This is a genomic window from Lachnospira pectinoschiza (genome assembly GCF_020564355.1).
GTDB classification, from domain to species: Bacteria; Bacillota; Clostridia; order Lachnospirales; family Lachnospiraceae; genus Lachnospira; species Lachnospira intestinalis.
In genome coordinates, this window is the sequence record NZ_JAJCRR010000043.1 from 1 (window position 1) to 405 (window position 405).

Consider the following 405-nt stretch of genomic DNA (forward strand, 5'->3'; position numbering starts at 1 on the left):
GAATTGTTGTAAACTTTTAATTTAAAAACGAGCGTAATATTTGTAAAAATATTTTGATTTTAGTAAACGAAAATCCGGATGATATGCGGACTTATTTTTTAAACAATCCGAAAAGAATAGGGAGAATAAAGAAAAATGGCCTATAATAAGAATATGCAACATAAGAAAAAAACAATTGGAATTATTGGTGGTGGGCAGTTGGGCCAAATGATGGCTATCTCTGCACAATATATGGGCCATAAAGTGATTACACTTGATCCTAATCCGAACTGTTCCGCAGCAAAGTGTTCGGATGAGTTGATCCTTGCGGAATATGATGATGTTGATGCGCTTCTTAAGCTCGCTTATGCCTGTGACTTAATAACCTATGAGTTTGAAAATGTATCGGCGAACGCCTTGCATCAG

1 protein-coding gene is annotated in these 405 nt (G+C 35.8%); it reads left to right on the top strand.

The features are described from left to right. Window positions 1-135: 135 nt before the first annotated feature. A partial coding sequence (locus tag LI288_RS14160) for an NAD(P)-dependent oxidoreductase (protein WP_320055245.1) occupies window positions 136-405 on the top strand: 270 nt, incomplete at its 3' end.